This window comes from Amycolatopsis sp. NPDC004079 (genome assembly GCF_040610415.1).
Lineage (GTDB): Bacteria > Actinomycetota > Actinomycetes > Mycobacteriales > Pseudonocardiaceae > Amycolatopsis > Amycolatopsis halotolerans.
The window spans coordinates 162,942-188,417 of the sequence record NZ_JBEXMH010000002.1 but is presented as its reverse complement, the minus strand read 5'-3'; the positions used below and the strand labels follow the sequence as shown (position 1 = coordinate 188,417).

Annotated in this window: 19 protein-coding genes; 9 read left to right on the top strand and 10 right to left on the bottom strand. The window is 70.5% G+C overall.

Features of this window, described 5'->3' with window-relative positions:
- Nucleotides 1–35: 35 nt before the first annotated feature.
- Together ABZX37_RS02900 and ABZX37_RS02895 are read right to left on the bottom strand one after the other, a co-directional pair.
- Nucleotides 36–503: a hypothetical protein gene (locus tag ABZX37_RS02900; RefSeq protein WP_354735353.1), complete on the bottom strand. Its 468-nt coding sequence runs from the start codon at nt 501–503 to the stop codon at nt 36–38.
- 149 nt (nt 504–652) lie between these two features.
- A complete protein-coding gene (locus ABZX37_RS02895; protein ID WP_354735352.1) occupies nt 653–1,585 on the bottom strand; it encodes a LysR family transcriptional regulator in 933 nt (310 codons plus the stop codon).
- A 106-nt stretch (nt 1,586–1,691) separates the two neighbouring features.
- Here ABZX37_RS02895 and ABZX37_RS02890 point away from each other — a divergent pair, with 106 nt between their 5' ends.
- On the top strand, nt 1,692–2,528 hold the full coding sequence (locus ABZX37_RS02890; RefSeq protein ID WP_354735350.1) for an SDR family oxidoreductase: 837 nt from the start codon (nt 1,692–1,694) through the stop codon (nt 2,526–2,528).
- Here the strand turns inward: ABZX37_RS02890 and ABZX37_RS02885 are convergent.
- Entirely contained in the window at nt 2,525–6,478 is a 3,954-nt protein-coding gene (locus ABZX37_RS02885) for a Pls/PosA family non-ribosomal peptide synthetase (protein ID WP_354735348.1), read from the bottom strand. The genes ABZX37_RS02890 and ABZX37_RS02885 overlap by 4 nt on opposite strands.
- A gap of 692 nt (nt 6,479–7,170) precedes the next feature.
- Between ABZX37_RS02885 and ABZX37_RS02880 the strand changes: the two genes are divergently transcribed.
- The 3 genes from ABZX37_RS02880 to ABZX37_RS02870 are packed head-to-tail and all read left to right on the top strand — an operon-like array spanning nt 7,171 to nt 9,543.
- Nucleotides 7,171–8,643, top strand: coding sequence for an MFS transporter (locus tag ABZX37_RS02880; protein ID WP_354735346.1), 1,473 nt, complete (start codon nt 7,171–7,173; stop codon nt 8,641–8,643).
- Nucleotides 8,640–9,314: a DNA alkylation repair protein gene (locus tag ABZX37_RS02875; RefSeq protein WP_354735344.1), complete on the top strand. Its 675-nt coding sequence runs from the start codon at nt 8,640–8,642 to the stop codon at nt 9,312–9,314. The genes ABZX37_RS02880 and ABZX37_RS02875 overlap by 4 nt, the downstream gene beginning before the upstream one ends.
- A 4-nt stretch (nt 9,315–9,318) precedes the next feature.
- Complete coding sequence (locus ABZX37_RS02870) at nt 9,319–9,543, top strand: hypothetical protein (protein WP_354735342.1); 225 nt, start codon at nt 9,319–9,321, stop codon at nt 9,541–9,543.
- A gap of 8 nt (nt 9,544–9,551) precedes the next feature.
- Here the strand turns inward: ABZX37_RS02870 and ABZX37_RS02865 are convergent, their stop codons facing one another.
- The 4 genes from ABZX37_RS02865 to ABZX37_RS02850 all read right to left on the bottom strand — a co-directional run bounded on the left by ABZX37_RS02865 (nt 9,552) and on the right by ABZX37_RS02850 (nt 15,298).
- On the bottom strand, nt 9,552–10,007 hold the full coding sequence (locus tag ABZX37_RS02865) for a hypothetical protein (protein WP_354735340.1): 456 nt from the start codon (nt 10,005–10,007) through the stop codon (nt 9,552–9,554).
- A gap of 5 nt (nt 10,008–10,012) precedes the next feature.
- A complete protein-coding gene (locus ABZX37_RS02860; protein WP_354735338.1) occupies nt 10,013–13,840 on the bottom strand; it encodes a DUF4157 domain-containing protein in 3,828 nt (1,275 codons plus the stop codon).
- A 217-nt stretch (nt 13,841–14,057) separates the two neighbouring features.
- A complete protein-coding gene (locus ABZX37_RS02855) occupies nt 14,058–14,552 on the bottom strand; it encodes a hypothetical protein (RefSeq protein WP_354735336.1) in 495 nt (164 codons plus the stop codon).
- 125 nt (nt 14,553–14,677) lie between these two features.
- The gene (locus ABZX37_RS02850; RefSeq protein WP_354735334.1) at nt 14,678–15,298 is read right to left on the bottom strand and encodes a hypothetical protein; all 621 of its coding nucleotides are present in this window, start codon (nt 15,296–15,298) and stop codon (nt 14,678–14,680) included.
- Between the two features lie 372 nt (nt 15,299–15,670).
- On the opposite strand from ABZX37_RS02850, the gene ABZX37_RS02845 reads away from it, so the two are divergent.
- The gene (locus tag ABZX37_RS02845) at nt 15,671–18,787 is read left to right on the top strand and encodes a BTAD domain-containing putative transcriptional regulator (RefSeq protein WP_354735332.1); all 3,117 of its coding nucleotides are present in this window, start codon (nt 15,671–15,673) and stop codon (nt 18,785–18,787) included.
- Nucleotides 18,788–18,805: 18 nt separating this feature from the next.
- On the opposite strand, the gene ABZX37_RS02840 is transcribed toward ABZX37_RS02845, so the two are convergent.
- Entirely contained in the window at nt 18,806–19,219 is a 414-nt protein-coding gene (locus ABZX37_RS02840) for a hypothetical protein (RefSeq protein WP_354735330.1), read from the bottom strand.
- A 217-nt stretch (nt 19,220–19,436) separates the two neighbouring features.
- Here ABZX37_RS02840 and ABZX37_RS02835 point away from each other — a divergent pair, with 217 nt between their 5' ends.
- Entirely contained in the window at nt 19,437–20,162 is a 726-nt protein-coding gene (locus ABZX37_RS02835) for an alpha/beta fold hydrolase (RefSeq protein ID WP_354735328.1), read from the top strand.
- A gap of 26 nt (nt 20,163–20,188) precedes the next feature.
- Here ABZX37_RS02835 and ABZX37_RS02830 read toward each other — a convergent pair whose 3' ends face one another.
- On the bottom strand, nt 20,189–20,359 hold the full coding sequence (locus ABZX37_RS02830; protein ID WP_354735326.1) for a hypothetical protein: 171 nt from the start codon (nt 20,357–20,359) through the stop codon (nt 20,189–20,191).
- Between the two features lie 335 nt (nt 20,360–20,694).
- Between ABZX37_RS02830 and ABZX37_RS02825 the strand changes: the two genes are divergently transcribed.
- The 3 genes from ABZX37_RS02825 (at nt 20,695) to ABZX37_RS02815 (ending at nt 24,523) form a co-directional block, all read left to right on the top strand.
- Nucleotides 20,695–23,385, top strand: a complete 2,691-nt coding sequence (locus tag ABZX37_RS02825; protein ID WP_354735324.1) for an ATP-binding protein — start codon at nt 20,695–20,697, stop codon at nt 23,383–23,385.
- Between the two features lie 30 nt (nt 23,386–23,415).
- On the top strand, nt 23,416–23,817 hold the full coding sequence (locus ABZX37_RS02820) for a hypothetical protein (RefSeq protein WP_354735322.1): 402 nt from the start codon (nt 23,416–23,418) through the stop codon (nt 23,815–23,817).
- A 277-nt stretch (nt 23,818–24,094) separates the two neighbouring features.
- Entirely contained in the window at nt 24,095–24,523 is a 429-nt protein-coding gene (locus ABZX37_RS02815; RefSeq protein ID WP_354735320.1) for a hypothetical protein, read from the top strand.
- Between the two features lie 110 nt (nt 24,524–24,633).
- Here the strand turns inward: ABZX37_RS02815 and ABZX37_RS02810 are convergent, their stop codons facing one another.
- The gene (locus ABZX37_RS02810) at nt 24,634–25,446 is read right to left on the bottom strand and encodes a hydrolase (protein WP_354735318.1); all 813 of its coding nucleotides are present in this window, start codon (nt 25,444–25,446) and stop codon (nt 24,634–24,636) included.
- Between the last annotated feature and the right edge of the window lie 30 nt (nt 25,447–25,476).

The following is a 25,476-nucleotide window of genomic DNA, read 5'->3' as shown; positions in this document are numbered from 1 at the left end:
CCCCACCCCGAGAGGGAGGACAACGCGGCGAACCGTCAGGGAATGGGGAACGACTGCTGGCGGCCGTCCTGCGTGAGCCGGAGGTTTTCCGACTGCACGTTCTTCTTCCTGCCGTTGTCGAACTGCAGCTCGACGTACATGGTGAATTCCCAGGTGTCATGGCCCTTGGGGTCCATCCGGACGATGACCTCGCCGCCGGCGAAGTCGTCGCGCGAGGCGGGGTCGATGACGTCCAGGTTGAACGGGCCGTTGTCGCTGTTGTCCGGAAACCGGCCGAAATCGTTGTCGATGCGGGCGGCGATGGTCCCGTCCCGCTCCTTGACGAAGACAGTGACGTGCGAGTCGCCGTCCTTGTCGTTGTCCGTGGTGTGGAACTTCACCAACGCGCCGTTCAGGTGGTCGCCGGAGCGGGCGTGCGCTGTCGTGGCGGTGGCCGCGGGCGCCGCCAGCAGCATCCCCGCCGCGGCGACAGCCATCGCCCGGATGACGATTGTCCGCAACATGATTCCCCTTTCCGGACCCGTTGCCGCGGCCGTCGCGTCGACGGCCTCGGGTCCGTCCGGAGTTCGTTGTAGGGCGGCCCCGTTGTTCACCGCCGGGAGACGCAGACGTGAACAACCGGTTGTGAACAACGCGCTGGGCGGTTCGCGCATTACGTCCCGAGTCGCGCGAGATTCCGGCGGCGACTCCGGATCTCCTCGCCCGCGTGGCGCAGAGCGGCGACCACAGCGACAGTCTCGGCGGCCGGGTCGGGCGGAGTGACGGCCACAGTCGATCGGCCGAGCCAGGCTGGGTCGTCGACGTCTATGGTGGTCACTCCGGCCGGGATGGACAGGGCGGCTACTTCCGGCACCAGGCATACGCCCAGTCCCGCGGCGACCAGGCCGAGCCGGGCCGGCCAGCCGCGGACGGCGTGGCCGATGGTCGGGGCGGCGAGGGTGGGCCAGGCCTGGAACTGGGGGTCGCCGCCGGTGCCTGCTCCGGCGATCCAGGTCTCGCTAGCCAGTTCCGCCACAGGGACGGCAGCGGCGGATGCGAGCCGGTGGTCGGCGGGTACCGCGACGCACAGGCCGCCGGCGGACACGGTCTCCTGTCCGAGGCCGGACAGGTCGTAGTCGGGGAGTCCGGCGCCGACGCCGATGACGGCTAGTGCCAAGCGCCGGGCGCGCAGCTGTCGCAGGAGGGTGGGTGTCGGTCCTTCGGCCAGCGTCACTTCCAGGCCGGGGTGTTCGGTGCGCAGGCGCGCGAGGGCCAGGGGGACCAGTACGGCCGTTGCGGCGGGGAACGCGCCCAGTTTGATCCGGCCGGACAATCGGTCGTCCAGGGCCGAGAGATCCTGTTGCAGCGCTTCGACTCCGGCCAGGATCCGGCCCGCGTGTTCCATCACGACGGCGCCTGCCGGGGTGAGCCGTACGCCGCGGCCTTCGCGGAGGAACAGCGCGGATCCGGTCGCTGTCTCCATCGCGGCGACTTGACGCGAGATCGCCGGTTGCGAATAGCCGAGCAACCGCGCGGCGGCGGTGAACGATCCGGTCAGTGCGATCTCCCGGACTGCCCGCAGGCCGGACACGGTTACTTCACCCATACGGCAAGCGTATGGCTTCGATCCGGAAGTGTCATCCTGCGCATGGAGTTTTGTTGGCATGCTTGAGGTTGTTGATTCCAGCAGGCCAAACACAGAGGAGACGATCATGTCGAGAAGCTGGTTCGTGACCGGTGCTTCGCGAGGGATGGGCCGGGAACTTGTGGAGCAGGTGCTCGCGCGCGGGGACCGGGTCGCGGCCACGTTGCGCCGTCCGGAGCAGTTGGACGACCTCGCGGCGCGGTACGGCGACCGGCTCTGGGTGCGGGAGTTGGACGTGACCGATACCGCGCGCGTGCGCACTGTGGTGGAGGAGGCGTTCGTCGCGCACGGGCGGATCGACGTCGTCGTGTCCAACGCGGGCTACGGAGTGTTCGCCACGGCCGAGGACCTGACCGACGCGCAGATCGACCAGATGATCGCGACCAACCTCACCGGTTCGATCCAGCTCGCCCGCGCGGTGGTGCCGCACCTGCGAGCACAGGGCGGCGGGCTGCTGACGCAGATGTCGAGCATGGGCGGGCAGCTCGCCTTCCCGTCGTTCTCGCTCTACCACGTGACCAAATGGGGCATCGAGGGCTTCTTCGACGCGCTGGCCGCCGAGGTGGAGCCGTTCGGCATCCGCACCACGCTGATCGAGCCGGGCATGGTCCGCACCGGCTTCTTCGACGCGGCGACCCGGGTGCCGGTCAGCGCGCCGTACCGGGGCGGGCCCGCTGATCAGGAGCCGATCCCGGTGGAGGAGATGACCGACAGCCAGGAACGCACGGTCGCGGGCATCATCCGGGCCGCGGTGTCGCCGAATCCGCCGCGGCGCCTGGTGCTGGGCTCGGATGCCTGGCGTCTGATGACCGGCGCGTTGCGGGAGCGGCTGGCCGAGGTCGAGGCCCAGCGGGACAACGCTGCCACTGCGGATGTCGAGGACACGCGCGTCCGCGCGGGCTAGCCGGACGCTCCTCGCGCCGGGATACCGCGCCAGGCGGTCCCCGGGGGAAGCTGTTCTCCCTTCATCACCAGGGACATCGCGTCCACCTCCGTGCGATCGCCGACCACGCTGTCGTACAGCACCACCGAGCGCGCGCCGACGCTCGCGCCGGACCGGACGTCCACAGTGGACATTTTCATCACCCGGTCCTCGAAGAGGTGGGTCTGGAGCGAGGTCGCCGGGCCGACGCAGACGTCGTCGCCGAGGCGGACCAGGTCGAACTCGGTCAGGTACGTCGTCGAGATCCAGCAGCGTTTGCCGATCCGCGCACCGAACAGGCGAAGCAGCGGGCCCAGCAGCGGGGTGCCCGCCAGCGATCCCAGAAGTGCGGGCACGGCAGCGGTTTCGTACAGCGCGGTGACGAATTCGGTGCGGCGCACGAACCGGCTCCACAGGGGTTCGACGCGCGGCCGGTACCGCCCGACGATCAGCCATTTCGCGGCGGCGACCGCGAGCACGACGCCGAACCCGCTCAGCAGGACCGCGGCCGGGGTCACGAGGACGGCGGCGATCACGCCGGACGTTTTCCCGGCCTGCAGCTGGGCGAGCAGCACGAGGTAGCCGGCCGCGGCGAGCAGGCTGCCGGGAAGCACGATCCGGAAGAACTCGATGACCAGCCGTTCGAGGACGCGCAACCGGGTCGGGCGGAAGATCAGCTCGTCGGCGAACCGGCCGCTGTCCTGGCGGCGGGGGAGCCGGATCGGCGGGGTGCCGAGCCAGGACGTGCCGTCCGGGCTGCCGTCGGCCGGGGCCGCGGTGTGCACGCCGATCAGGCAGCCGTCGCCGACCGAGGCACCGGAGCGCAGGAACGAGGCGTTGCCGAGGAACGACCTGGTCCCGACTGTCGTGCGGCCGACCGCGAGCTGGCCGTGGCAGTACGTCGCGGCCCCGACCGCGGCCATGTCGGCCACGAAGCTTTCCGCGCCGAGCGTGAGCAATCCGGGGTCGAGCTGGGAGGCCGTCGACACCTCGGCGCGCGGTCCGATGCGGGCGCCGAGCGCGCGCAGCCAGCCGGGCGTGTACAGCGTGGAGTAGAGCGAGTTGGTCGCGGCGAGGCTCGCGCCGAGGAGTTTGTCCGCGACCCACTTGCGCAGCCCGAACGAGGAGGCGACGTGCCGCACGCCGGGGCGGGTGACGGGGAGCACGAGCCGTTTGCCGGTGAAGACCACGAGGCACACGGTGGCCGCGGTGACCGGTCCGGCGAGCAGGCACGCCCACCATCCGCCCGCGACGCCGTGCGCGAGATACAGCCAGCTGCCGAGTGCGATGGCGGGGGCGAGGAACACCAGCGGCAGCATTTCGACGCACAGCCAGGCCACCGCGAACCGGGCCCGCAGCGCCCGGGACGGAGCCTGCCCGGGCCGGGCGCGCAACGCGGCGACGAGCGGGTCGGTTTCCGCGCAGCGCTGTGCGGGCGAACCGGCCCAATACTGCCCGGCCGGGACGCGCTGCCCGGCCGCCGCGGCCGACATTTCCGCCAGGCCGGATCCGACGTCGAGCTGGGCTCCCGGCTCGACGACCGCGTTCGCGCCGACGAAGACGCGGTCGCGCAGCACGACCGGGGCGATCTCGACCCGGTTGCCCCGCACCCGGACGTTCTGCACGTGCGCGCCGTAGCCGACGCTGACGTCCTCGCCGATCGTCAGCAGCGACGGCAGGCCCAGATTCGCGGTCGCGAGCTGGCAGTGCCGGCCCACCCGGGCGCCGAGAAGCCGCAAATACCAGGGCAGCGCGGGAGATCCGCTCATCGAGCCGAGCGGGGCCATCGCCAGCAGGCCGCTGACGAGCCACACCCGGAAGTACGCGGCGCTCCACAGTGGATACTCGCCCGGCCGGATCCCGCGCGACAGCAGGCGGACGCCGGCGATCGGCAGCAGGAACCGCGCGGTCAGGTACAGCACGGGCGCGATCGCCACCAGCAGCCACACGGTGCTGAGCGACAGGACGCCCGCGCTTTGCCCCAGAATCGCCGCGGCCGGTCCGCCGAGCAGCAGGAGGAGCAGGCACAGCGCGCCGACCTGCGCGGTGCCCCAGCCGAACAGCCGCGCCCGGCAGACGCTCGGTGCGGTCTGGACCGGTTCGCGGCACGAATGCGCGGGGGTCCGGTTCGCGAAAGCCTCGGCGAGCGCGCGAATCGTGGGGTGGGCGTAGACGTCGGCGACCGACGCGTCCGGTGCCACTCCCCGTTTCCGCAGCAGCGAAACCGCGCGTGCGGCCAGCAGCGAGTGGCCGCCGATGTCGTGGAAGAAATCAGCGGTGACCGACACCTCGGCGGTGTCGAGCAGTTCTGCCCACACCGCGGCGATCGCCCGTTCCGCGCCGGTTTCCGGGGCCACCGCGGCGACCGCGTGGAACCGGGCCCCGGACGGGCGGGGAAGGCGGCCGCGGTCGACCTTGCCGCTGGGCATCATGGGCAGTTCGGCGAGCGTGTCGACGTAACCGGGGACCATCGGTGCGGGCAGCCGCTGCCGCAGGCTTTCCCTCAGCCGCGCGACGATCGCGTCCCGGTCGTGGTCGCCCCGGGTGAACGCGAGGTACGCGACGAGGTCCTCGGTCGGCGCGGCGGGATGCGGGGCGACGGCCGCCACCGCGACCTCCGCGTGTTCCATCAGGACGCTCTCGATCTCCTGGAGGTCGATGCGGTGGCCGCGGATCTTGACCTCGGAATCGGCCCGCCCGAGGTACTCGATCTCGCCGCCGGGCAGCACCCGCCCGAGGTCGCCGGTGCGGTAGAGCCTGCCCCCGCCGGTGATCCGCGGGTCGTCTAGGAACCGGTCGGCGGTCAGGTCCGGCCGGTTCAGGTAGCCGAGCGCGACGCCCGGCCCGCCGATGCAGATCTCCCCGACGGCGCCGTCCGGGACCGGCCGCCGCCGCTCGTCGAGCAGCCGGATCCGGTAGGTCGGCAGGGCGCGGCCGATGGTGACCGGACGGCCGGGAAGAAGCTCGCACCAGGTCGCGGTGACGGTGGCCTCGGTGGGGCCGTAGGTGTTGAGCATCCGGCGCCCCGGCCTGCTCCACCGCTGGACCAGTTCGCCGGGGCAGGCCTCGCCGCCGACCAGCAGCGTGCGGATGCCGGGCAGGTCGCGGTCCACAGTGGCCAGTACCGTGGGCACGCAGTACAGGACCGTGACGCGGTGCCGTTCCAGGAAATTCGCGAGACCGGACCCGATGCGGTCGGCGCCGACCGGTCCCGCGACGAGCGTGGCTCCCGCCGCCCAGGTGGGCCAGACCTCCTCGATCGAGAAGTCGAACGCGATCGTCATGCCCTGGTACACGCGGTCGGTGCGGCGCACGCCGTAGACGTCCGCGACGACCCCGATGAAATTGCAGATGCTCGCCTGGCCGACCGCGACGCCTTTCGGCCGCCCGGTCGAGCCGGAGGTGTAGATGACGTAGCACAGCTCGCCGTCGACCGGACAGAGCTGCGGCCGCGCCGGACTGGCCCGCATCGCCTCGGCGGCGAGTTCCCCGGGCTGAAGCACCGGGCAGCGGACCTCTCCTGCCGCCGAGGCCAGTTCGGGCGCGACGAGCAGGAGGTCGAGCGCGGAGTCGGCGGCGACATAGGCGACGCGGTCCGCGGGCGCCGCCGGATCGATCGGCACGAACGCGGCCCCGGTCTTCAGCACGGCGAGCAACGCGACGTACATCGGCGTCGACCGGGGAATCAGGAGGCCGACCCGGCGATGCGGGCCGATGCCGCGGCGGATGAGCACGTGCGCGAGGCGGTTCGCGTGTTCGTCCAGCTGACGGTAGGAGAACTGGTCGCGCCCGCATTCCAGGGCGACGGCGTCCGGCGTCTCGTCACACGCGCGTTCGAAGAATTCGTGCAACCGTGCCGGAACGGGCGCGCGGCGCGGAACCGGGCGGAGCTGCGCGGTGTCCTCGAGGGAAAGCGACAGTTCCTCGCTCACAAGGGTTTCCTTCTGCGGGGGATGGGGGGCGTGCGGAGCGCACGGGAAATCCGTTCGGGGAGAACAAAAGCGGCCCGCGATCAGGCTCCGGCGATCGGACACGACGCCGCGAGCCTGGCCCGCGCGGTTTTCCGGCAGGCATCCGGTGTCACGATCACGTGCTCCTCGTTCGTTCGGGACCCCCAGGCGCGTCGCAGGCTATGAACGAGACGCTGTGAGAAGCCTGAGTAACCACGATCCGGTGGTCTGTAACACGGGACAAAACGCTCGGCCGGGTGTCCGGCTGAGTGCTTTTTCCCGTTTGTTCAGTTGGTGTTGGGTGCTGTTCGCCAGTGGCCGCCGCCGAGGTCATGCCCGCGTCGGTGGATGGTCACGGTGACGGCATTTCCGAGCGGCGACGGGGATGTGACGGCGCGGGGAGATAGTGGACTTCCCTTTCGATTCGAGGGGAAAGCGGGACACGTCGTTTTCCGGGGCCAAGCCCGGTCATCCGGGTCGGACACGAAATCCGGGCCGGGATACGAGCGGTGTGCACGCAGGTCGGCTGAGCTATCAGGCTGCGACGCCGGAACCAGGGACTATCACATGTCTGCCCAGCGGTGCGCCGACGACCTGGCGACCGTGCTGGACGAGCTGGGTTGGCACCGGGCCGTCGCGGTGGGACACTCGCTCGGTTCGGTTCGCTGGTGCTGATGGGGGCGGCCGTGCACTACGAGATGAAGTGGAAGCGTCCGCCGGTCATCGAGGAGACCGACCGGGATGTCATCGCGGAATCCACCGAACGGGCGGGCCCGTTCTTCTTGCTGCCGCAGTATCCCGAGGTCGCGAAAAGGGTCGTCGCGAGCTGGTCGTGGGCGCCGTTCTGCGTGCACCGCAATCTCATTCGGCTGCGGCAGCCTGATTTAAGGGAACGCGTCGCCGCGCCCACCCCGGTGATCGCGGGCGAGCAGGGCCGGAGCGTTCCGGTCAGCAGCGCCGAACTCCTCGCCGAGCGCATTCCCGGCGCGCGGCCGCACGTGGTTTCCGACGCTGGTCACTTCATGTTCCTAGAACACCCGGCCGAGGTCGCTTCGGCGATCAGGGCCTTCGTGTCCGGTCCGCCGGGAAAAGCCTTCGTGGCAAAGGAGAAAAGCATGGCCGAGCGAAGAACCGGCGAGGTCCGTCCCGACAGCGTCTGGCAGTCGCCGCACCGCAACACCCTCGCGGTGCTGACGGGCTGCGTGGTGCTGGTGTGGGCGGTGATGATGTCGGTCTTCCCGGCGCTGCCGCACGTCGCCGCCGAACTGCGGCTCGAATCCTCCAGTCTCGGCGCGCTGCTCGCGGTGTCGTCGCTAGTGATGGCGGTGCTGAACGTGCCCGCTGGCTTGCTCTCCGACCAGTACGGCCGCAAGCCGCCGATCGCCGTCGGGCTCGGCGTCAGTGCGGTTGGCATCTTCCTCGCCGCGGTGTCGTCGGCCGGGCCGGCTTTGCTGATCGCCGGGTGGCTGGTGTTCGGTGTCGGCCGTGGCCTCTTCCTGTCGCCGACGTCCACTGTGCTCGCCGACCTGTTCTCCTTACAGCGGCGAGGAAAGCCGATCGGCGTGCTCGCCGGTGGCATCGGCGTGGGTTCGGTGCTCGGGTACGTCCTCGGCGGATTGCTGTCCGCGGGCGGTAATTGGCAGCTGGTGCTCTGGGTGGACGGGGCGCTGCTGGCCGTCGCCACCGTGGCGGCCGCTTTGTTGCCGGAGAGTTTGAAAGAGAAACTACCGAGCACGTTGCCGAAGGCGTTCGCCCGGTTCGGCAATCGGGCCGTCGTGGTGTCCGGTGTGGTCGCTGGAGTCGCGTTCGCGGTAGGCGTTGCGCTGCCGCTGGCCGGGGTGTCGGTGGTGAGCGTCGCGATCATCTGCGCGTTCGTCGGATTGGCCGAGGGCCTGGCCATCTCGATGACGACCGCCATGGTCACCGGCGAGGTGCTGAAGCCGGATCCGCGCCGGGTCGGGTCCGCGCTCGGCGCCAACCGCCTGATCCAGGGGATCGGCGCCATTCTCGGTCCGGTATTCGGCGGTCTGCTGGTGCGGGGAGTCGGCATCGGCGCCCGGTTCTGGGTGCTCGCTGGTGCCGGTGCGGTCGCGGTGGTACTGGCTTTGGCACTTCGCGGTGCGCCGGTGAGGGCGGTGGCTGCGTGAGTTCGGCGTCGCTGCGAAAAGAGTTCAAGGAAACCACTGCGGACGTGTCGGTGCCGCAATTGCGGAAGAACACGGTCGCGTTCTGGAAACGGCATCAAGCCGATCCCGAGACCGTGACGACCGCGCTGATCGGATTGTGGACCGGTGCCGCCGACACCAATCTGCGGATGGGCGTCGCGATGACGCTCGGCCCGGCCGCGGACACCGTCGCCGGGGCGATGGAATTCCTGCTCGGCACAGTGTCGGAGGACGGCGACTGGCGCGTGCAGGAGTCGCTGGCCAAAGGGTTCGACTGGTTCTGCGCCGTGCGCGGCTGGGAGAAGTCCCTGCCGGTGATCGAGCAATGGCTGGGCCACGAACACCACAACGTGCGCCGGGCCGCGGCCGAGGGACCGCGCGTGTGGACGAAGCGCCCGTACTTCGCCGATCACCCCGACCATGCTCTGGAACTACTGGGCCGATTGCGCGCCGACTCCAGCGACTACGTGCGCAAATCGGTGGGAAATTCGCTGTCCGACATCAGCAAAACCCATCCGGACCTGACCCTGGCCTCGCTCAGCGAATGGGCCGGGGATCCCGGAGCCACCTGGGTGATCGCCCGCGCTTGCCGCCATTTGGCGAGAACGCGCGCCGAGCAGACGAAGCGGCTTCTCGCAGTGACGAAAGGATGAGCCCGTGGCCATCAGTTCCGACGTGCTCTCGCTCCCCGCCTTCGCCGGGACCGTGGACGGGCTGGGCTTCGGCCGCGCGTGGTTCGCCGAGCATCATTTCCAGCCGCACGGCGGCATCCTGTCCGCTCCGGACGTGCTGGTCGGCCGCGCGCTGCGGATCCGGTTCGGGCTCGGCGTCGTGCAGGTGCCCTATCACCACCAGCCGTCCGTCGCGACGCTCGTTGTTTGAGCGTTTTGCTAAATTTCGGGCAGCTTGTCGCGCAGGACAGCCACCACGGCGTCGTCGTCGAGATCGAGCGAGGACGTCATCCCAGCGAGGTCCGCGGCGACTTCCCGTGCGTCGTCCACGATGAAGTGAGCGGACCCGAGCACAGCCTGGGTGAGGTCGGCCGGCCGGATAGCTTCAATGACGTTGTCGCGCACCATGACCTCGGCCCAGTTGAACGCGTAAGCACAATGCGGGCAGGTCCAGACGTGCAGCAGGACGGTCGGCTCGCCGGGCGTTGGCTCGCGCAAGGCGAGGTAGCCACTCCGCACAGCGTTGTCCGTCGTCACCGGCAACGGGTCGCCGACGCCGAGGGAGGCCAGTTCGGGCACCGGGCGCAGCCGGGTGATCATGTCCAGCGCGCCGCCTTCTCGGCCGCATCGGGAACAGCGCAGCGCGGCGGCGAGGTAGTCGTAGGAATAGGGCACGGCGTTCACCTTTTCGGCAGGGGCAGCACGTTGAGCGTCCGGCCGTTGATGGTGACGTCGAAACCGAACTTGGTAGCGGCGGCCTCCGGCAGCGCCGCGCCGAGCTTGGCTAGCGCGGTACCGCCCTCCTTGGCGACCTTGATGGTGTACAGCTTGTTGAAGACGCCCGGATCGGCCGTGGCGAAGGAAGGTTTCGCGCCGGGCTCGCCGACGGCGAAGAACGCGTCCGCGACGATCTCCCGGTCCGCCGCGCCTTTGGCCGCACCGACCTGGGCGGCGGTGAGTTCGGCGAGCAGCGCCTGGTACTCGGGGCCCGTCCGGTCGACGCCGACGGCGAAGCCCCGCTGCGGCAGCGGTCCGCCTTTGGCCGTCGCTTCGGCGATCGTCTTGTCGGGGACGCGGACGTCGGCGGCGCCGAGCGCGTCGAACCGGTTGAGCAAGGCCTGTTCGTTCGACTGGAGCGGGAGACCCCGGGCGCGCTTGCCGAGCGCGATCGCGACGTTGGAGTCGATGATGCGCGTGCCGGCGCGCACCGCGGGCGAAACCACGGGCACACCGGCCGGGCCGGGGGAGAGGACGAGCGTCTCGCCGCGGCCGAGCGGGCCGATTCCCTTGAGCTGCAACAGGGTCAGACCGGCCATCGTCGCCGCCTGAACCAGCAGCAGGGTCTTGGCGCGGGCCTTGTCGGAGTCGCTCGCCGTGCTCTTGGCGATCTCGTCGAGCTGGGTGACCAGTTCCGGGGCCAGCACCACGACAGTCACCACGTCGCTGGCCGCTGCCGTGACAGTCAGCGGGAGGTAGGCCCGCTGCGCGAGCACGGCCACGTTCGCCCACGCACCGGCCCAACGCGCCGCGGCCGGTGCCGTGCCCGCGGCGAGCACGATCCGACCGGCGGCGATCGCGCCGGCGCCGGACAGACCCGCGACGATCTGGGCGATGTCCAGCAGCGCCGTGCGGGCGTCGAGCCGGTCCTGCGTGATGCGTTCGGCGAGGTCGATCCCGGCCGCGGTGGCGCCCGCCAGCGCGGATCCCGCCAGTGCCCAGGCCGCGGGCACCGCGAGCGCGCCCGCCCCGGCCGAGGCGAACGCGGCGAGGGTGGCGCCGACGGCGGCCAGGCCGAGCCCGAGATAGGCGAAGAACTTCTTCCAGGTCAAGTGATCGCGGACGGCGACCTGCCCGCCCGCGCCGCCGGGGACCTGCACGTTGACCGCACCGGCCGGGAAGTGGTCGGGATCGTCGAGGGCGGCGAACAGCGCCATCGGCGGCAGCGGGGTGTCGACCCGTTTGGGGATCGAGTAGGCGAACGGCTGGGCCGGGTTGGTGAGGTCCCGGAGATGCCACGCGCTGTCGTCCTGCCACGCGTACAGCTGCAGCGACACCGTCGACGCGAAGCCCTGCTCGGTGCGGAACCGCTCGTCCGGGTGGAACGTGGCGGGCACCAGGATGGCGTTGGCGGGCATCTTGTTCAGTTCCCGGCGCAGCTCGCCGAGCTGTCCGGCTGCCTTCGCGTCCTGGCCGCCCCGCTTTTCGAGCCGCTTCCGCAGCACCGCGTCGAACGTCGCCATGGCGTTGCTGTAAGCGCCGAACAGCGCTGGCCAGTCGCCGGATTCGGCGGCCTTGGTCAGTTCGGCGAGCAGCACATACTGTTCGGTGGTCGGCTGGGTCTCGTTGGCGCGGACCGCACCGGCGTAGCCGGCCACCGCCGCGACCGCCCGAGCCCGCGCCGGCGCGGAGACCCCTTGTGCCAGTTGCGCACGCAGTTCGACCAGCGCCTGCCACAACGCGAGGTTCTTGTCGAACACCGCTCGTGCCACCAGGCCGAGGTCGACGCTCCGGCGGCGCAGGCCGAGCATCTCGATCTCGACCTGGTCGAGCATGTCCGCGGCGTGTCCGGCCGGGCCGTGTCCGGCCAGCTTGCCGACCGCCTCCGCGTTGCGGGCGGCCTCGGTGCTGACCGGTCCGGCGGTGGCGTTGGCGCCTTGGAGCGTGCCGTAGCGGTAGCGGAAGTCGAAGGTGCGTTCGCCGCCGACCGCCGGACCGGCTACGCGGATCTGGTGGTTTCGGGCGCGGGCGGGAGGGCCGCCGCCGTCGGCGTCTGTCGGGGTGCTCAGCCGGTCGAAGATCCGCAGGTCGGCTTTGCCGTCCCCGTCGAGGTCGACATCCAGGCCGGTGGTTCCGGTGTTCAGCACCGAGAAGCGGAGCGGGCCGGACAGCGAAAGCGGCGTGCCCGCGGTGTCCCGGACCGCGCCGTCGTTGAGCGCGGACAACCCGAGGGTCGCCGTCTTGCCGTCGGGGTTTTGTCTTACTGACAACCGGAAGACGTCCCGGTAAGCGCCGAGGGCGACGTCGGTGGCGGTGATGCCCGCCGCGGCCCGGGTTTCGCCCGCGGCGGCGATCTTCCGGCGGGGTTTCGGTTCCGGCGGGAACAGCAGATTCGCGGTGTCGTTGCCGATTGCAGCCGGATAGGTGCTGGCGGCGGGCGCGTGCGTTCCCGGCCCGAGCAGCAGCGCCGGTCCGGAGGGGGCGGCGAACAGCCGGATGCGGTTGGGCGCGTGCCCGTCGGTGACCTCTTCGACGATCGGAGACAGCGGCCCGGATCCGGTCGGCACGGGCAGCGTGACCGTCCGGGTCGCACCCGTCGACCGCTGCACGGCTTCCACCGAAAGCGTTCCGGCCGTCGGCGTCGACAGGGTGACCTGGAGTTCCTTGTCCTGGTCTCCGTCGCCGTCCAGGAGGATCCGCCAGCCGCCCCGGCCGAACCGCACTCCCTCGACGCGAGGGTTCTCCCCGGCGTGCTCCGGCCGCGGGGCGGGCACGAGGTCCGCCTGCTTGGCTTGCGGGTCCAGGACAGTGAGCGAGGTGGCGAAAACCGTCTGCTGGTCGACGACGGCGTCGAAGGAGTGCGAGCGTCCGGGGCCGCCGGGCAACTGGCTCAGGTGCGCCTCGTCGCGGACTTCGACGATCTTCTTGCCGTCGCCGTAAAGGTCCAGTGCGAGGCTCGTCGGCCCGTTGTCGAGCAACCGCACGGCGAGCGGCTTCTCGCCGATCGACACGGTCGCCTTGACGACCGGCGAGGAAACCACGGTGCGCGGCCCGGCGTAGCGGATGGTCATCTCCAGCTGCGTGTTGCCTGGTCTTCCGGTGCGGGCGAAGGACACCGTGAACCGGTCGGTCGACCAGACCACGGTGCGAGGCGGCGGAAGCACGTCGGCATGGGTATCGGGGTCGGCAGTCGTCGTGGGTTGTCGGCGAATGCGGTGGCCGGTGACGGAAATCGGCCGTTCCAGGGGCGCATTCCGGAGCACCTGATCGGCTACCAGTTCGGCTTCGTGCTCGGCCGGGTCGGCGGTGTCGCCCAGTCGCAGCCCGGACCGCGCGACGCCGGGTGCGGCGATGCGCTGCTGAAGGGTGTGGGTCAGCTCGTGCGCGAGCAGCCTCATCCCGGCGGTCGTGTTCGGCGCGTACCTGCCCGCGCCGAACACGATGTCCTGGCCGACGGTGTACGCGCGGGCGGCGAGCGCCGCCGCCGACTCCGCGGCTTTGGCGCCGGTATGCACCCGGACGAGGCTGAAATCGCGCCCGAAGCGGGGTTCCAGCAGTGATCGAGCTTCGGTGTCCAACGGGGTGCCCGGGGAGTCGAGCACCTCGGACACCTGGCCCTCTTCGTCCGGACCGCGCCGTTCCCGACCGGTGCGGACGGGCACCTGGCTGAAGTCAGCGCCGGGCCAGGACCTGGCCGAGTCGTCGACAGTCCCTTCTTCCTCCGCGCGAACCGCCTTCGGTTCCGGTGCGGCTACTGTCGGCGCGGTCTGCGGCGCGACGTGCGCGGTCATCCGTGATCACCTGCTCGGCAGTCGCAACACCGGGATGTGGCCGTCCGTCAGGATCGCGGGGTGCCGTCACCGCCGCGTCACACGAAATCCGCCGGGTCCGGGGGAGTGAATTCCCACGCGCGTGTTCGCAGTCCCCGGGCGGGTGCCGGGGACTGCGAACATGGCGCGGCGCGAAACGGCCCGGACCCCGCCAAGCGGGGGCCGCTTGAACGACGGGTCAGGACTGGTGGTGAACCAGGGTCGCGCCGGTCCGGAAGTCCTCGAGGACCGCGGTGATCTCCTTGTGCAGCAGCACGCACGTATACCCGGGATCGTGCTCGATCTTCACCTGGACCGGGAACTTGGCGGTCCCGGAGACGGTGCCGTCCTTGATCGGGTAGTCCGCCGTGGTCCGGCCGGTCGCGGACGCGTGGACTTCGAGAGTCGTCTCGCCGTTGGTGCAGAAGGCCTTCACGTCGCCGGTCAACTTGGTGGAAATCGTGGTGGTGCTGCGTCCCAACGCCACATTCACCTCTCGGAACGTGACGGTGGCGACGGTGCCGTCCCAGCCGACCACGGTGGCCTCCGGCACGAAACGCGCCTCGGCCGCCAGCGCGGCGGTGGAGCCGGCGGCCAGGAACGCTGCGGTCAACGTGGCGGCAGCAGCGATTCTCGCCGGATTCCGCCCTGGTGCACGCCTGGCGAGCAGCGCGCGAGCTTCCTTGAACAGCATGCCGACTCCTTGTCCGGTACTCGAGCGGAAGACAAAGCAAGAACCCGGCGGCGACTGGTGCCGGGGAGGAGCCGCACCAGTCGCCGCCGTCGCCGACGTGTCGCGGGTCGGCCGTCAGCTCCTGGTCAGACCGGCTGGAAGTCGACCGGGACGTCGTTGTTGTTCTGGTCCTTGGCGCCGCCGGAGGCGCCGTTGACGACGGTGAAGTCCTTGGTCGTCCCGTTGAATTCCAGGCGCAGCGTCTCGAAGCCGATCCGGAGGGAGGAGACGCCTCGGAGGTTGGCGGCGGCGACGTGGAATTTGAGGTCGATGTTGACGTCGATCAGCTGCTCGTTGCGGAAGGTCTCCTTCAGCACGCTCCGGCTGCTGTCGTGCTTGAAGCTGAACACCCACACCTTCCAGCTGTCCGAGGACGGGAGGTTGTAGACCTGGTACAGGGCCTTGAAGTTGTAGCTGCGGAGCCTGCCGTGGATCTCTCCCTCGAGGTCGAAGCCCTGGGACTGGATGACGAGCTTCTGGAACGTGCTGAAGCCGTGGAACGCGGTGATCGGGTCGTCGGCCGGCGCGGCGGTTCTGGCTCCGTTGCCGGAGAGGACGAGGTCGAACGGGCCGTGGGTCACGTCGATCAGGGACGCGCGGGCCGAGCTGGAGGCGGACGCCGCCGTCACCCCCGTGGTCAAGGCCAGGACGCCGACAGCGATCGCCACCACCGCCCGCGTGCATGCCTTCCAGGCACGATTGGTCATTTCTTCCTCTTTCATGTCCGATGTGGGGCACATTTCGGGAATCGGGCATTCGGCGACGCGTGCCGCCGTCGAATACCTCATCAGGGGGCACTGGACGGTGACTGGACGGGGATTGGACAGCGAATCCGGGCCGGAAACGGAGTATTCGCAACGAGATCCGGGAAAGCACGCGAGCACGCCGGCGATTCACGATGAGTCCACAAAGGACTGAAAACGAACAGTTCTTCCGGCGGACGGCCCTGGCGTGCACCCGGCCGTCGGCGGCACTTTAGCCCGGGCGGAGCCATTTTCTTGTGCCCCGGCCGCCGGGGCCATTACTTTTGGCGGGCAGCCGATAGCGTTTTGGCTCGCAGCCGACAGCTGGGGGCGACGGTGGCAACGAGTGCGGTACGCATCCAAGTGCTGGGATCGCTGCGGGCTTGGCGCGACGGGGCCGAACTCGATCTCGGCCCGCCCGGCAGGCGCGCGGTTCTCGGGCTGCTCGCGCTCGCCGGCGGGGACGCCGTGGCCTTGCGGGACCTCGTGGACGCCCTGTGGGGCGACCGGTCGCCGCCGAGCGCGGTGAACGTCGTCCAGACGCACGTCAAGCATCTGCGGCGATTGCTGGAACCCGGCCGCGCGCCGCGAGCGGGCAGCGGGGTGCTGCCGCATGTCGGCGGGGGCTATGCCGTGCGCCACGACGCTGTCGACGTCGACCTGTGGCGGTTCCGCGAACTCATCGCCGAGGCGAACGACGCGCACCGCGACGCCAACACCGCCCGCGTCGCGGCTTCGCTCGGCGAGGCGCTCCGGCTGTGGCACGGCAGGCCGCTGGCCGATCTGCCGCCGCTCGTCGGCCACCCGAAGGTCGTTTCGCTGATCGCCGAGCGCCGGGAAACGTTTTGCCGCTACGCCGGGGCGATGATCGACACCGGCGCCGCCGCGGAGGTCCTGCCCGGCATCGCGGAAGCCGCCGCGGAACAGCCCCTCGACGAAGCCGCGCAAGCCCTGCTGATCCGCGCGCACCACGCCCTCGGGCAGCGGGGCGAGGCGTTCCGGCTCTACGGGCAGGTGCGGACGCGGCTCGCCGACGAACTCGGCATCGACCCCGGGCCCGAACTGCAAGCGGCTCACGCGGCCGTGCTGCGCGACCCCGTCGGCGCGGCTCCCGCCGAACCCCGGGCGGCGCACCGGGTCCCGAAGCAGCTGCCCGCCGAACCGCGCGGGTTCACCGGACGGACTGCCGAACTGTCCCTTTTGGACAGTCTGGCGGCCGGCGGCATCGCCGTGGTCTCCGGCACGGCGGGCGTCGGCAAGACGGCGCTGGCCGTGCACTGGGCCCGCCGCGTCCGGGCGCGCTTTCCCGGCGGGCAGCTGTATGCGAACCTGCGCGGCCACGCCCCGGGCGTCCCGGCGACACCGGCCGAAATCCTCGCGCAATTCCTTGCCGCGCTGGGAATTTCGCCCTCCCGCATCCCGTCCGACGCGGAGACCGCGGCGGCCCTGTATCGAACGCTCACCGCCGATCGGCGGATCCTGGTCCTGCTGGACAACGCCGTCAACCCGGATCAGGTCCGGCCGCTGCTGCCTGCCGGGCCCGGGTGCCTGACCGTCGTGACCGGGCGCGACCGCCTGACGGGTCTCGTCGCCGTGAACGGCGCGCACAGGATCACGATCGACGTGCTCAGTCCCGACGAAGCCGTCGAACTGCTCGCGGGCGTCCTGGGCCGCGGACGCGTGCGCGCCGAGCCGGAAGCGGCGGCCGAGTTCGCCAAGCTGTGCGTCCACCTCCCGCTCGCACTGCGGATCGCCGCGGCCAACCTCGCCGACCGGCCCGGCTCCGGCATCGAGGACTACGTCGCGGAACTGCGCGAGGGCAACCTCCTCGCCGCCCTCGCGGTCCCGGGCGACGAGCAGACGGCGGTGCGGGTCGCTTTCGACCTGTCCCATGCCGCTCTGCCCGCCGACGCCCAGCGGCTTTTCCGGTTGCTGAGCCTGATTCCCGGCGCGGATTTCGACGCCGAGGCCGTGGCCGCGCTTGCCGGAGCCGAGACGGAGCGGGCGGCCGTCCTCCTGGACCGGCTCGCCGCCGCGAACCTCGTTGAACGCGCGCCGGATCGGTACCGGTTCCATGACCTGCTTCGCCGGTACGCCGCCGAGCAAGCCGGACAGCTGGAGCCCGCCGAGGACCGCGAACGGGCGCTGCGCCGCCTGTACGACTGGTACCTGGCATCGGTCGACGGTGCCGCCCGGCTCCTGTACCCGCACATGCTGCGGCTGCCGGTGTCCGGCGTCCCGGCTGTGTTCGCTGGGTTGGGCGAAGCGTCGGCGTGGCTGGACACCGAACGCGCCAATCTGGTCGCCGCCGTGCGGTTTGCCGCCGAGAGCGGCCCGCGGCCGATGGCGTGGCGGCTCGCCGACGCGTTGCGCGGGTACTTCTGGATGTGCATGCGCCGGGTCGAATGGCTCGCGGTCGCCGAAGCGGGCCTGGCCGCCGCCGACGCGGACGGCGAACCTCGCGCGCGGGCCGCCGTCCGGCTCAGCCTCGCGGACCTGTGCTTCCGCCAGGGCCGGTACCAGCAGGCGGTCCGGCAGTACACGGCGTCGTTGCTGCTCGCGCGGCAGGCGGGCTGGGTCGAGGCGCAGGCCGCGGTGCTCGGCAACCTGGGGTGCGTCTACTGGCAGTCCGGGCGGCTCGCCGCCGCCGCGTACCGGTTCGGCCGCGGGCTGGCCCTCAGCAGGCGGATCGGCCAGGCGGCCGGGGAGGCGGTCGCCTTCGGCAATCTCGGGCTCGTCCACTGGGAAATGGGCCGGCTGGCCGAAGCCGCCGAGCACTACACCCAGGCGCTGCACCGGTACCGCCGCATCGGGTCCCGGTACGGCGAAGCGATCAGCCTCGCCAACCTCGGGCAGACCCAGCAGGCCCGCGGCCGGACAGCCGAGGCGGTGGAACTGCTCTGCCAATCCCTCGACCTGCAGTGCGAGGCGGGAAACCGGGGCGGTGAAGCGGAAACCCGCAGCCGGCTGGCCCTGGCACACGGCGATCGCGGCCACCGGGCCATGGCACTCGAATGCGCCGGTACGGGGCTCGCGCTCGCCCGGGAAGCAGGTGATCCGCGCACCGAAGCGGAAGCGCTGGCCGCTCTGGCAGCCGTGCTCGCCCGCTTCGGCGACCGGCCGGAGGCGATCCGCCGGTACGAACAGGCCCTGGCCCTCATCCGCGAGACCGGCGACCGCTACCCCGAGGCCGACGCGCTCATCGGCCTGACCACGGTCACCGCGGACCCGGAACCCGCTCGGCAAGCTCTCGCACTCGCCGAGCGGGCGGGCTACCGGGCGCTGGAGGGCCAGGCCTTGACGGCGCTGGCCGGCGCCGTGCTCGCCCGCGGTGAGCCCGAGGCCGCGGCCGAACACGCCCGGAACGCGCTCGCCGTGCACCGCGAGACCGGACAGGGCCCGGGGGAGACCCGGACGCTCGCTCTCCTTTCCCGGCTGCGCCGCGGCGAATGACGGCGGTTCCGCGGGTCGTCACCAGTGGATGCCGCTCTCGTCCACCGTGTAGGTGCCGTCCGGCTCGACGGTGACGGCCAGCCACGGGTTCACCCCGTCGGCCCCGATCGTGCCCGGACACGAGAACTCGCCCCGGTCGTAGACCGTCCGGCCGACGCCGTCCTTCGCGGGCTCCTGATGCTGCTCGAGCACGCCCACCCACCGGCAGGCCTGGTTGACGACCTGGTGTGTGACCGCCAGCTGGACCGACGTGATCTTCGCGTCCTGCACACACCACGAGACCCGGTTGAAGTACTTCCACACCCCTTCGTTGGCCACCTCGATCGGACCGGTGGTCCAGCACCCGTACCCGTGCGCCGCCGCGCCCGTGACGAACGGGACAGCGGCGAGCAAGCCCGCCGCGACGGCCGTGAGTGCACCGGCTCTGCGCATGAGAACCCCTTCGTTTCCGTGTCCTCCCAATGTGTTGGCTCCGGGTGGGCCCCGCAAGGCGCCGGGGCGGCGGGTCCAGCGGATGTTCAGTGGGCGTCCAGTTCGCCGGGGCGGCTCCGGTGCCCAGGCGGCGGTTGCCTCGGGACCGCTCCCCGCGACCGGCATTAGCTTTCTGCCTCTCGCACCGCTCCGCACATCGGCTCACGGAGGTCCGGCCATGGTCACGTTCGTTCTGGTGCACGGTTCCTGGCACGACGGTTCGGTCTGGAACGCGGTCGTTCCCCGGTTGGAAGAACTCGGCCACGTCGCGCACAGCCCGACGGTGGCCGGTCATGGCAAGGGCGTGGACAAAGCGGTCCGGCACGAGGACTGCGTGCGCTCGATCCAGCGGTTCGTCGTGGACCGGGACCTCGCGGACGTCGTGCTGGTCGGCCACAGTTTCGGCGGGTCGGTGATCGCCCGGGTGGCCGAGGAGATCCCGGAACGGGTGCGGCGCCTGGTCTTCTGGAACGCGTTCGTGCCGCGGCCGGGCACCAGCGTCGAGGACGATCTCCCGCCGCACTACCGCGAGTTGTTCGCGGACCTGGCCCGCGGGTCGGGCGACAACACGGTGATGCTGCCGTTCCCGATCTGGCGCGAAGCGTTCGTCCAGGACGCCGATCTCGACCGCGCGACGGCCGCCTACCGGCAGTTGTCGCCGACGCCGTACCAGCCTTTCCTCGACCGGCTCGACCTGTCGAGGTTCTCCCGGCTGGAGATCGCCAAGAGCTTCCTGAACTGCACCGACGACACGGCGCTGCCTCCCGGCGAGTGGGGGTGGCATCCGAGGATGTCCGGACGGCTCGGCCTGCACCGGCTGGTGCAGTTGCCGGGCAGCCACGAGGTCGTGTTCACCCGTCCCCGGTTGCTCGCCGAGAAGATCGTCCACGCCGGACGGGACTGACGCGAGGACGCCAGCGCGCCGGGTCGTCAGCTCCAGGGCTGATTGAGGAACAGGTAGCCGCGCTGGGCGCCGGTGTGCTGCCCCGGGCGCGCGGTGTCCTGCCTGGCCTTGCGGCCGACGTCCTTCGAAACCACGATCAGCCCCACCGCGAGCAGAACGATCACGACCCCGCCCAGAATGACGAATGCTTCCAGCATGATTCCCCCTGACGGACAGCTGTGCTTTCTCGTAATCCAGTATCGGAACACTACGACGACGCGGAGCCGAAAGCGGGCGATTTGAGGATTATTTAGGCTCGGTTGAGCAGCATTTAGGGTCTGTTGGAATATTCACCGCGGAAGTCGCGCCTGTGCGGGCGGATTTCCCGGTCCAGTTCGCCGACGGCGTGCGGATCGCGCGGCGGGGGACCGGAAACGCGACTATGCGGAACGGATCTTCATTCGGTTGGTCTAACCCTGTAACGCCGTTCGACGGCTGGCGACCCATTCGTGTGCGAGCCGGTCGGGCGCCGGCGCAACAGTGGGGAGGACGGGTGGCCGATCCGGGCACTCACGTCGACGTCGCCGGGGATTTCCGCGGGCAGCTGGTGATCGGCGACCACAACATCACTGTCTACGCCGAGCAGTCGGTGGTCACCATCGTGCCGCCCGGCGAACATCCGCGGCCGCTGCGCCGGAGCAGTGCACGGCTGCTGCCGCGACGGGCGAGCCCGCCGGTCGGCAGGGAACAGGACGTGGCCGCGGTTCGCGCCGCGGTGGCCGAGCACAGCTTGGTGCAGCTGCACGGGGCGTCCGGGGCAGGCAAGAGCACGCTGTTGCGCTACGCCGCCGGCGTGCTGGCGGAGGACCATTCGGACGTGGTGTTTCTGCCTGCCCGCGGTCGCGACGTCGCGGACTTGGCGCAGGAGGTTTTCGAGGCCTGCTTCGAAGCGCCCGGCTATCGGCCGTCCCCGGCGGAGCTTCGTCGGCTGATGGCCGACGTGCCGTTGCTGGTTCTGGTCGACGATCTCGACTGGTCCGCCGACGAGCGGGCGGTGCTGCTGGACGGGGCGCCCGAGGCCACGGTGGTGTGTACGGCGACTGAGCGCAGCGTGTGGAGCGACGGTGCGGCATTGCCCGTCTCCGGCTTGACCGAGGAGTCCGCGCGCACGCTGCTGGCCACCGCGCTGGGGCGGCCGTTGCGGGACGAGGAACAAGCCATCGCGGCTGAACTGTGGCGGGCGAGCGACGGTCTTCCTTTGTTGCTGTTGCGTGCGGCAGGCGCAGCGGGAGCCCATGGCGAGGGAACCTTGCCTCGGGCGGCGTCGCTGGGCGAACTGCTGCCCCGGGTGCTCAGCGGCCTGAGCGGACTGGCTCGGGAAACGCTCACGCTGCTGAATCTGCCCGGGAAGCCGGTGCTCTCTCCGGTGGTCTTGCCCTGGCTGGTCGGTGACGCGGCCGCATTGCCTGCGGCATTGGCAGAATTGACCGCGCACGGCCTGGCGCTGGAGGACGGCTGCGGTTACCGGCTGGCCCCCGCCGACGTGCTCCCGCCCGACCTCGCCGTTTCTCCTGACACTGCGGAACGTCTGGCCGCCGGTCTGCTGTCCTGGGTCGCTTCGCCGCAACTGCCGCCGCAACTGGTCGCCGAACACGCCGAGCTGATCACCGCGGTCATCGACGCCACGGTGGCCGCCGGAGCGGCTCGGGCGGGCGCTCGGCTGGCCAAGGCGGCCGCGCCGTTCGCGGCGTGTTCGCTGCGGCTGGGCGCGTGGGAGCGCATCCTCGGTCGCGGGAAGATCGCCGCCGAGCGCGCCGGGGACCGCTCGATCCTCGCGTATCTCACCCACGAGGACGGAATCCGCAGCCTGGTGACGGGCAAACGGCTGGCCGCGGCGGCCGCGATCGGGGCGGCGGTGGCGGTCTGGCACGAACTGGGGCAGGCCTCCCACGCCGCGCTGGCCCACCAGATCCCGTCGCTCACCGGCACGGCCGCGCACGCTGGTGTCGGTAGTCAGGCAGCGGCGCACACCGCGGGCGCGCATGCGGTCGCTCCAGCCGCGAAAACCGCCGCGGTGAGCGCGAAAGCCGCTGCGGGCGGGGCGAAAGGCACCGCGCTCGGCGTCAAGGCCGGGGTCGGGTTGAGCGCGAAACTCGCCATCGCCGGGGCAGCGACCGTGGTCGTCGGCGGGGCCGGTTACCTGGGCGTGCAAGCCTTCCTGCCCGCCGCCACGACCCCCGCCGCGTCCGAACGTCCGGCGGTGGCGGCGCCGCCGCAGCTGACCGGCGTCCAATTGGAGAAGGCGCTGGTGCCGCAGTCCTTGTTCCCCGACGACATGGGGGTCGCGGCGGGCAGCGAGGTCTCCAGCGGCGCTTCCGTGAGCACGGCGCGGCCCCAGCACGATCCGGCCGCGATGAGCTGCACCGACTTTTCCGTGCTGCTGCTGAAGAACACGTTCGTGCCGGGTTTCGGCGAGTCGGCGTTCGCCGCGAACAGCCATGTCACCGATCCGGACCGCCAGCAGTCTATCTATGTGGACCAGGCGATCTATCAGTTTCCCTCGGCCACCGCCGCGTCGGCGTTCTTCTCCGGCCTGCGCCGGGTGCTGGCCGGCTGCACCAATGCGGACGACCAGAGCGGGGCGCGGCTCAGCGACGCCGCCTTCGAGGGGCATCCGGGGTTCACCGTCGGCCTGACCCCGTTGCTGCGCACGGCCAACAGCTACGACCTGTACGGCCTGACCTATCCGCGTTACGTGCTCGACGGCGACTACGTGTACGCGATGGCCGAGGGATTCGGCCGCAACAGCCTCGTCGGCTCCCTGCACGGCCTCGATTACCTTGTCCCGCAGGGCCTCTCGCGGATGATCAGCAATGTCACCGCGGCGAACCCATCCGCGAGAACCGGCCCGGCGACCAGTTCGACGCTTGCACCGAGCACCGCGGACCCGACACCGACTGGACCGGCCGCCGTGGTGCGGAGCTACATCGACGCGATCAACGCCCGCCGCTACCAGCAGGCGTGGGCGCTGGGCGGCGACAAACTGCACGAGACCTACAACCAGTTCGTCGCTGGCTTCGCCCGCACCGACCACGACGAACTGACGATCGTGGCCACCCAGGGCAACGTGGTCACCATCAGCCTGACCGCCGTGCAAACCGACCGCAGCCGCCAGACCTACACCGGCACCTACACCGTCAGCGGCGGCGCCATCACCGCCCACTCGATCCACCGCACCGGATGATTCCCGCGACCCCAGGAAGGCCAGACCCCGATGACCGAACCGGGACAGGACCGGATCACCTTTCACGTCGGACACGATTTGTCCGGCCAAGTGGTCCTCGGCAACAACAACATCACCACCGGAGGCGATCACCGCGCCGCGGCCCCGGCCGATCTGGGCGCCGTCACCGCGTTGCTCACCGAAATCCGCGCCGCGCTGCCCGCCGATCTCGCCGAGCCCGGCGGCGCCCAGCTCGACGACCTCGAAGAGGCGATCACCGCGGAGACTCCGGATCTGTCCACAATGGAACGGGTCCGGGACTGGTTCTCCCAGCACGTCCCGGTCCTCGCCGCCGCGATCGGCCGGACAGTGCTGCACCCGGTAGTGGTCCGGCTGGTCGGCGCCGCTGGCGACACTCTGGCCGCGGACTTCCATCGCCGCTTCGGGAGTTGAACACGCGTTACCGCGATAGCGCGGAGCGGAGACGAGGCAAGGACCGTCGGGACCGCGTGGTGCCCGAATGAACAAATAATACGATTACGGTGGCATTTTCGGAGGAGGTCAGCGTATACCGGAAAGCTCCCGAAACCGGCAAGGCTGATCGCTCTTGGTATGGGGACGATTATGCAGTCAAAGTGCACGAAAGCCTGATTCCTCCCCGTCGTCCCGACGCTACGGTCGGAAACGGGCGGCAATCGCCCTGCGAAGGACGACAAAGGAGGATCCGCACATGCGTAAGCTCACAGCGGTTTTGGCGGGCACGGCGGCCACTAGTGCACTGCTGCTGGGAACCGACCCGGCGATGGCGGACACGCACGTCCGGCAGGACGCTGCCTACGTCGCCACGATCCAGGTTTTCTCCAGCGGTGACATTTACCGGGTCGAACTGCTCAAGCAGGCCGACGCGGACCAGGCGGTCAGACTCATGAACGGCCAGGTCACGCATCCGGGAATTCCCGTCGGGGACATCGTCCGGGGTTCCTCTGGCGTCAACACCGGATACGACTGGCACATCGACCCGGCCACATTCCAGTGGGCCGACAGCACCATCGAAGCATGCGACGGACAGCCGCACGAAGTCAGCAATGCGGGGGAATGGAAAGTGAAGCAGTACTGCCCGTGGACCATTAAGGTCGTTTCGGTCACGCCGGAAAGCTGAGCGGATTCGGACTGGGGACGGTCGTGGAACCGTCCCCAGCCCGAACGCATGCCGCACCGCATTCACACAAGCCGGCCGAGGACCCGTAGCGGCCAGCGAGACGGCGCAGATCAGCCGAGATGGTCGTTCGTGCCGTCGACCCAGGCGATATACCGCTGCGCGGAGCGACGCACCGCGGCCTTCGCGTCGGCCGGCAGGGTGGCCCCGGTCAGGGCGTAGAGCCGGTCGAATTCGTAAGGCTCCAGCCGGTCCGCGAGCCGTTGGACGAGTCCCGCGGAAAGGGGGATCTGGTTGGGGTAGCTGCGCATGAACGTCACCCAGCCCGGCGCGGCGACCGGCACGATGGTGTCGCCGACCAGCAGCGCGCCCGTCGCGAGGTGCGCGACAGCGGCGCCCGGGAAGTGCCCGCCCGCTTCGACCAGGGTGATCCCGGGCAGGATCCGTTCCGCGCCATGCCATTCGCGGATCACCGGGTCTTCCCGCCGCACCCAGTGCCGGTCCGCGGAATGCACCAGCACCGGGACGTTTCCGAGGCGGTGGCTCAGGCTCACTTGCGAGCCGTACATGTGCGGATGGCTGGCCGCGATCGCCGCGGCGCCGCCGAGCTCGGCGATCTTGTCGAGCAGAGGCTGGTCGAGAGCGTTGGGCGGGTCCCACAGCAGGTTGCCCTCATCGGTCTGGACGACGTAGGTCCGCTGGCCGATGCCGAACCCCGGTTCGCGGTGCAGCCGGTGGATGCCCGGCTCCGGTTCCTCGTGGACCAGATCATGCGGGTCGGCGGCCAGTTTGTCCATTGTGGTCCAAAGCTGCCCGGAAGCGGGGACGTACTGTCGTTCGTCCGCGCAGATCCGGCAGGTCCCGGCGGGCGGCTCCGCGGTGTCGGGATGCTCGACGCCGCAGGTCCCGCAAATCCAGATGGTCATGCGAGCAGCCTGGTACCTCCAGTTCGCTGG